Source organism: Microcystis sp. LE18-22.4A, from assembly GCF_027531105.1.
Lineage (GTDB): Bacteria > Cyanobacteriota > Cyanobacteriia > Cyanobacteriales > Microcystaceae > Microcystis > Microcystis aeruginosa.
Window position 1 is genome coordinate 1 of sequence record NZ_JAPZRB010000323.1, and the last position, 6891, is coordinate 6891.

The following is a 6891-nucleotide window of genomic DNA, read 5'->3' on the forward strand; positions in this document are numbered from 1 at the left end:
ATCCCCGCTTGGGATTTACTTCGAGAAGCCCAAAATCGCTGAAACCCAGATAGATCAAGGAAAATCATCAATCGAGGTTAACCCTTTGTCCCGTAATGGTTTGAGCCTTTTTTGCTGACCGAAAACGCCTAAGTCCCACTATCCTGATAGGTAGCATATACTCAACGGATTTAGTATTAATTCCCTTTTTCGAGAAAGTGAATACAATGGGTGGAAAGAGTTAAAAGAGTCCGATGAATCGACAAAGACGGCAAAAATCAAGACAATTTTCTCTCCCTAGATATTCTATCTTTCCCCCGGAACAATGGCGATGGGGAGTGACTTCTTTGGTGATTAGCTTGGTCTTGTCCCTACTGATTTTAAAACTGAATACCTCTAGTCTTTCCACTGCCACCATAAATATTTTTAATCCCTCCACTGTGGGGGAGAATTTAGCCGGTAAGAGCCTAGATGAGTTAGAAAAGCAGAAAATCGCCGAATTTTTGCAAATTACCCCGCCAGAAACCGAATTAACCCTCGATCGCACCCCTTTGTTTATTCTCCACGACACAGCTTGGAGTATGACTGCGGGTAACATCGAAGAGCAGAAAAAATATGCTCGCGGTCCGATGAAATTGGGTCCCAATGTTTACATCCCCCGCAAACAGAATTCCAGGGATAGAGACATTTTAGACTCGATCGCCCGGCCTTTTTTTGAACGTCACCGTCCCACGGCCACTTTTTATGAACAAGCGGCCGAAATGCTGCCCGCAGACACCAGAGATCAATTAGTGCGTCAACTGTGGCAACTTACCCCAGAAACTATCCGCGTCAAGGGTTTTGCACTTGCTTTAGAGGGTGTTCCTTTGAGTACGCGATCGGCTCCTGAGTTAGAAAAAAGAGCAAGAATTTGGTTAAATACGCCTTCAGAAGCCGTCTTTAGGCGTTTAGTCAAAGAATATCCCACAAATTACTTTGATGGGGCAAAAAGCACCGCATTATGGGCAACAGAAGCGATTTGTCAGCAGCTATCTCACCCTAATTGCGATCGCTTGCGACCAGTTTTTGCCGAAAGAAATCGTCGGGTTATCTCCAGCGTTAACATTGAACTGGTACAAGCGCCGGGATCCCACTGTTTGACCAAAGGACGCTTGCAACCCCTCCCCGGTTACAGCGATTTTCAATACCAACAAACGGCGAAATATTATCTCCTCGCAGCCTTACAAACGGGACAATTACCGCAAATTGTCAGCCATTTTGCCGTAGATAGTTTTCTGATTAATCAAGGAAAATATCCCCATTGTGACCCCCGGGGTTTTGATCTACAACGTCTCTACAATCTCATCAGTCAAGCTTTGGATTATGACCCCGGCACTGTTTATGGCATCGTCCCTCGTTACGGCACAAATATTCTAGCCGGTGATAATATTTGGTGGCATAATCGAGTTTTTGACCAAGCAAATTTACCCACAACTTTAAATTAGACCTGATCATTTAGAAATGTCCACTTCTCCCAAAGCTTCTAGATAGGCAATCGCCGCTTCTAAAGGAGAATCGTAGCCATAGGAAAACTCCTCAAACCAGCGTCCTTCCTCCGATTTAGCATCCAATTTATCTAACCATTGCTTCGCCTTTCTAGTTAAAGCTTCTCGCTTGCGCTGCTGTTTTAATGCCGCCGCTTTTTCTTTTTCCGCTGCCTCCTGTTGTTGCCTTTCTTGGTTTTCTAAGGCTAAAGCTTTTAAAAGCGCATCGGTAGCAGAATCGCTGGTATAATTAACCTTAAATTCAGCCAGGGAACGATCTTTTTCTTGGCGAGAAGAAGGGGACGGCATCGGTTTTTCCTGATCCCGTTTCTGGTATTCTGCCTTCATTTGTGCCAGTAAATCTTCTATTTCTCCCATAATGATCAAGTTAGAAAGTAAAAAGTTAAAAAGCGGGTTTCCTTATTTTTCCAAACGCACTAGATACCATTGTAAATAACCCTCCTCACCCAGGTCCAACTCGCAGTAATTATCGCGCAGATAGAGAGATTTTTCCTCAAAACTAGAGAATTTCGCCAATTGTCGGGGACAAATCTCCGGTTTTGCGGTGATTAAATCTTTTAACTTATCCCGCAACTGGTCGGGAGTCTGGAATTGTTCAGGTTGATCGGCCTCGAGGACAAGAAAATAGTCCCCTTGATACATAATAGAATCGGGCATCGCTGTTTGATAGTCTCAGTAGGAAAATTTTTTGGCTATCTTTACCACTTTATCGCCTCAACGCTCGATCGACACCACCACTATGACAGACCATCTCACCAATCCCTTTCTCAGTCTCCCTTACGAAAGCGCCATGCAGGACTTGGGGGACCAATACTACGATCAAGTCGCGGCTGCGGATTTTCCCAGTCATATCCTTCGTTTTCGCAATGATGCTTTATTACCTTTGGTGGGAATTCAGCCAGAATTAACCTTAGATGAGCATTTTATCGAGGCTTTTGGCAAATTTCAATCCCTGACCCCCTTTTTGGCCCTGCGTTACCACGGTTATCAATTTGGCGAGTATAATCCTTTCTTGGGAGATGGTCGCGGTTTTCTCTACGGTCAAGTTAGGGGTATTGATGGCAAATTATACGATTTTGGTACGAAAGGATCGGGACGGACTCCCTATTCCCGTCATGCCGACGGTAGGTTAACTCTCAAGGGTGGAGTCAGAGAAGTCTTAGCCGGGGAAGCTTTACGCAGTTTAGGGGTGAATACCTCTCGCTGTTTGAGTTTGGTGGAAACGGGGGAATCTCTCTGGCGTGGCGATGAACCTTCCCCGACGCGATCTTCGGTGATGATTCGAGTTAGTAATTCTCATATTCGTTTTGGGACTTTTGAGCGTTTATTTCATATTAAACGTAGCGATTTAATTAAAAGACTCCTCGATCATGTGATTATTTATTATTATCCTGAAATCGATCCCCAAGATAGCGATCGCTATTTAAAATTTTACGCCGCTTTGATTGAAAGAACCGCTAAATTAGCAGCCCAATGGATGGCCGCCGGTTTTTGTCATGGGGTTCTCAATACCGATAATATGTCAATTACCGGGGAAAGTTTCGATTATGGTCCCTACGCTTTTATTCCTTCCTATAACCCCCAATTTACGGCGGCCTATTTCGACTACGGTGGCCGTTATAGTTATGGTAATCAGCCTTTTATCTGTCGCTTAAATCTAGAGTTACTGCAATCTCCCCTGGCCATGGTCGTCTCCTTGTTAGAGTTAGATCTGGCTTTGGCTAACTATGACCAGCAGTACAATTTTTATTATCAAAAAATGATGCTCAAAAAGTTAGGTTTTGAGGATATTTTTACTCCCGAATCTGCTTTACTGGTCAGCAAAACCGTGGAAGTTCTCGAAGAAACTGGCCTCGGTTATCATGACTTTTTCTATCAATTAAGTGAACAATTTAATTACGGTTGGCGAGAAAATAGTTCTCTAATTATTGAAAATATGGATTTACCCAAAGCTGATTGGCAACGTTGGCGAGAGTTATATAGTTTGGTCTTAAATCAATTACCCCCAGATTCTTTGGCTCAAATTGACGACACCTTAACGCATTATAATCCTAAAACCGCTTTACTTAGACCGCTAATCGAATCGGTTTGGGAGGCAATTACCTATAAAGACGATTGGCAACCTTTCCAAGAATTAGTGATAAAATTACAAAATAAACAGTAATTAAGTAATAAGTAGTGGTGCAAAATTAATTTCTTGGTTAGGAGAGGCAAGATGTGGTTAGATATGTGTAATTAATTAAACCTCTTGTATAATTAATTTTTGAAGGTTTAAAAACGATAAGAATAAGGATTAAATGGCATAAAATCTGTAAATAGACCATTTAATTAATTATTATTCATTCTTAATTCTCCTGACTACTGACTACTGGCTACTGACTCCTCACCCTAACAACAATTTTTGATTTTTACAAGAGGTCTATTATGTCTAGCTACTTATTCAGGTCATTTCCTGAAATGCGTTGGACAAAAATTGACCAGACTTGGCGATCAATGTTTCCTCTCCAACTATTAAGAGTGTCAAAATAATAGTAAAATTTTGTGACAAAGTGCAGTCAGATCTAAGAATCTTTGCTAGAACTCTAGAAGGCTTCTGTGATCCCTAATCTGGCTAACAGGCTTTTGGGCGTGATATAGGGAAAGTTTCTTGCGATTGTACTAAAATGAGGTAATATGCCGAAAGTTGACCCATATCGTTACTCTGGAGAGTGTTATACAGAAAGTTGACCTATAATATGTAGTTAGGCTGACAGACTCTACCAAATTTCAAAAGCAGGTCTAATCACAAAAGAGAGTGCAATTAGTATGTTGCTCAGAAATGTAATATTCACAATTGGCGTACTTCTGGTAATAGTTATCTGTATTTGTTTCCCAAATGCTATTGGTGTTATATTTTATTGGGATTCCATGTTTAACAATCTGGGAATGTCCGGATTGGGATTCCTATTGCGTTCTCAATTTTTGGTACTTGGCTTGGCGATCTCTACAAGTTTAGAAATCGTCTTGGTGGGAGTGCTAGTTTACAAAAATTGGATTTCTCAATCAATTGGAACGATAACCTTTCTTTTGCTTTTGACGATCATTGTAATTGCCTTGATCTCATGGAGAAAGTTGATGAATCTTGGCCGTAGTTAGCCGTAGGGTGCGTTCCCTAATGGGGGTCTTACTGCTCCACCGATCGATTTTTGGGGAACGCACCATGCACATTGATTGAAGCTGTGAGTTTAGGTGCGATGCCGCTCTGGTCGGACCAGTTGAGGAATGTTAGCGAAGATTCCCAATGTTTGGTTAAAATAGAGGGGCAAAAGTCGCCACAGGGTCGCTTCAATGACAGTTCGACAACCCCGCTACAGTAAAGAAGAATTTGCTCGACGTGGCAATGAGATTTATCAATCTCAGGTACGTCCCCAAGTCGAGGAGGGAAATCAGGGGAGAATTGTGGCGATCGACATTGAAACAGGGGCTTTTGAAGTAGCGGATGATTTGGTAAGCGCAGCGAAGCAACTTTCTGCACGAGTGCCTGATACTCAGACATGGTTTGTTCGCATTGGGCATTCAGCCGTTGATCACTTTGGCGCAAGGAGCCTGAGAACAAAGCCATGATGCAAGGTCGTGTAAATCAACGGTGTGAGGCGACGTTAGCGATCGCAGTCAGAAACAATGAAACAACGCAGATAGTAGATGCTGTAATTGATACAGGATTTTCGGGTTTTCTCACCTTGCCGTCTGACATAATTGCTAGGTTAGGGTTTATTTGGGAGGGTCGAGATCTTGCGACGTTAGGCGATGGGACTTTCTGCACGTTTGAAGTTTACATCGGGCTTGTGATCTGGGACGGGCAATATCGTGAGATTTACATCAACGAATCAGAGACGGTTCCGTTGATTGGGATGCAGCTATTACGAGGATACGATTTGCGAATTCAGGCAATTGAGGGTGGTTTAGTTACGATCGAAGCGTTGAAGTAGAGTGCGATGCTGAAGGCACTGGGTAGCAGTACGCCATCGCTGTAGCAACGTGAAAGCTAGAATATATTAAGCCCTATACGTTAGATGTTGTATATGACTGAACGACTTGAGCAGGCGATCGCCCAATTAAAAACCTTGTCAACCGCTCAACAGGACGCAATCGCAACCCTAATTTTGGCAGAACTCGAAGAAGAGCAGCGATGGGATGACTCCTTTGCCCGCTCACCAAACTTGCTGGCTAAACTAGCAGCCGAAGCAATGGCAGAACATCGATTGGGCAAGACTCAAGAATTAGACCCAGAAACGTTGTGAAGTCTTGTACCACTGCTCGTTTTCGGGAGATGTTTGCAGATCTTCCAAAACCGATTCAAGAGCAGACCCGTAAAGCGTATCGGCAATTCAAAGAAGACCCAAGCTATCCCAGCTTGCGATTCAAGAAAGTCCATCCAAAGCTGCCCATCTATTCTGCACGCATCAATAGGGATTATCGTGCTGTCGGTCAATTAGGGTTTGCTGAAAAAGCTTTTCCTGGGGGCAGGGTGTGGCCCCCCCAACCCCCCCGACATCGGGGGGGCAGGTGGGGTGTGGGGTTTTACCGATTTTGAGGTAGTCAATTACCTAATTTTCAGGGAAAAAGTACCTGAATTTTCCCCCCGATCCCCGCAACGGCTGGCACTTTTTGAGGAAAAAAAAGTCTAAAAGTCTTATCCAACAAGGTTTTTAGATTTATTCAGCAGACCCCAATTAGAGGATGATACGGTGATTTGGTTCTGGGTTGGTTCCCATGCAGAGTACGATATGCTGCTGGAGCAATTTTAGTGCGATGCCGAAGGCACTGCGTAGCAGCACGCCATCGCCCTAGGGTGCGTTCCCTAATGTGGCTCCTGCTGCTCCACCGATCAATTTTTGGGAACGTACCCTGCACATTGATTAAAGCTGTGAGTTTAAGTACGATGCCGATCTTGTAGGGTGCGAAAACGCGCGTGTAACGCACCTTTTTCAAGTCAGCTATAATGTCGGTTAGACAATGCTCTTATGAGGCGTTTAACCATCAGATATACATTCATGAGCATATTGTTCAACCAGTAATTCGATTATTTTTTCCTAAGGAATTTGTTTTCGATCTGCTTGAGATTTAAAGAAGCTTACACTTTCTTCTGTTAATTCTAATGTTACTTGATTAGTTTTGATTTTACCTTTAGGAACTAACTGGTCTGGAGGCGGTAAAAAATCTTTAACTACTTGTCCCAGTTCCATTGGTTCATCGAAAAAATGGGTCTGAAACCCCGCCCTTTAGCGATAGCGGAGGGCGGCTTTATACAAGTTAGTGAGAAACAATTAAACCGTTAGAACGACGAATTAACTGAATCTTGCTAACAGCTATTTGTCCCAATCGTTGA

Annotated in this window: 9 protein-coding genes; 6 read left to right on the forward strand and 3 right to left on the reverse strand. The window is 43.2% G+C overall.

Annotated features, from left to right (window positions below; genetic code table 11):
- The first annotated feature begins 233 nt into the window (after positions 1 to 233).
- Positions 234 to 1463 (forward strand): hypothetical protein, encoded by a 1230-nt coding sequence (locus O9295_RS14360; protein ID WP_287972378.1) that lies wholly within the window; start codon positions 234 to 236, stop codon positions 1461 to 1463.
- Positions 1464 to 1469: 6 nt separating this feature from the next.
- Here O9295_RS14360 and O9295_RS14365 read toward each other — a convergent pair whose 3' ends face one another.
- Both O9295_RS14365 and O9295_RS14370 read right to left on the reverse strand, forming a co-directional pair.
- Positions 1470 to 1880 (reverse strand): salt stress protein, Slr1339 family, encoded by a 411-nt coding sequence (locus O9295_RS14365; protein WP_288033461.1) that lies wholly within the window; start codon positions 1878 to 1880, stop codon positions 1470 to 1472.
- Positions 1881 to 1922: 42 nt separating this feature from the next.
- Positions 1923 to 2180, reverse strand: a complete 258-nt coding sequence (locus O9295_RS14370; protein WP_004162451.1) for a CRR7 family NDH-1 assembly protein — start codon at positions 2178 to 2180, stop codon at positions 1923 to 1925.
- Positions 2181 to 2262: 82 nt separating this feature from the next.
- Between O9295_RS14370 and O9295_RS14375 the strand changes: the two genes are divergently transcribed.
- The 5 genes from O9295_RS14375 to O9295_RS27870 all read left to right on the forward strand — a co-directional run bounded on the left by O9295_RS14375 (position 2263) and on the right by O9295_RS27870 (position 6096).
- Positions 2263 to 3687, forward strand: coding sequence for a protein adenylyltransferase SelO (locus O9295_RS14375; RefSeq protein WP_502846505.1), 1425 nt, complete (start codon positions 2263 to 2265; stop codon positions 3685 to 3687).
- Between the two features lie 1163 nt (positions 3688 to 4850).
- Positions 4851 to 5126, forward strand: a complete 276-nt coding sequence (locus O9295_RS14380; RefSeq protein WP_002737737.1) for a hypothetical protein — start codon at positions 4851 to 4853, stop codon at positions 5124 to 5126.
- A complete protein-coding gene (locus tag O9295_RS14385; RefSeq protein WP_043997603.1) occupies positions 5123 to 5491 on the forward strand; it encodes an aspartyl protease in 369 nt (122 codons plus the stop codon). The genes O9295_RS14380 and O9295_RS14385 overlap by 4 nt, the downstream gene beginning before the upstream one ends.
- A 93-nt stretch (positions 5492 to 5584) precedes the next feature.
- Positions 5585 to 5803: a hypothetical protein gene (locus O9295_RS14390; protein WP_079208267.1), complete on the forward strand. Its 219-nt coding sequence runs from the start codon at positions 5585 to 5587 to the stop codon at positions 5801 to 5803.
- A gap of 29 nt (positions 5804 to 5832) precedes the next feature.
- Positions 5833 to 6096 carry a ParE family toxin-like protein gene (locus O9295_RS27870; RefSeq protein WP_502846504.1) on the forward strand — a complete coding sequence of 88 codons (264 nt, stop codon included), beginning with the start codon at positions 5833 to 5835 and terminating at the stop codon, positions 6094 to 6096.
- Between the two features lie 499 nt (positions 6097 to 6595).
- On the opposite strand, the gene O9295_RS14395 is transcribed toward O9295_RS27870, so the two are convergent.
- Complete coding sequence (locus O9295_RS14395; protein WP_232023753.1) at positions 6596 to 6748, reverse strand: hypothetical protein; 153 nt, start codon at positions 6746 to 6748, stop codon at positions 6596 to 6598.
- Positions 6749 to 6891: the final 143 nt, after the last annotated feature.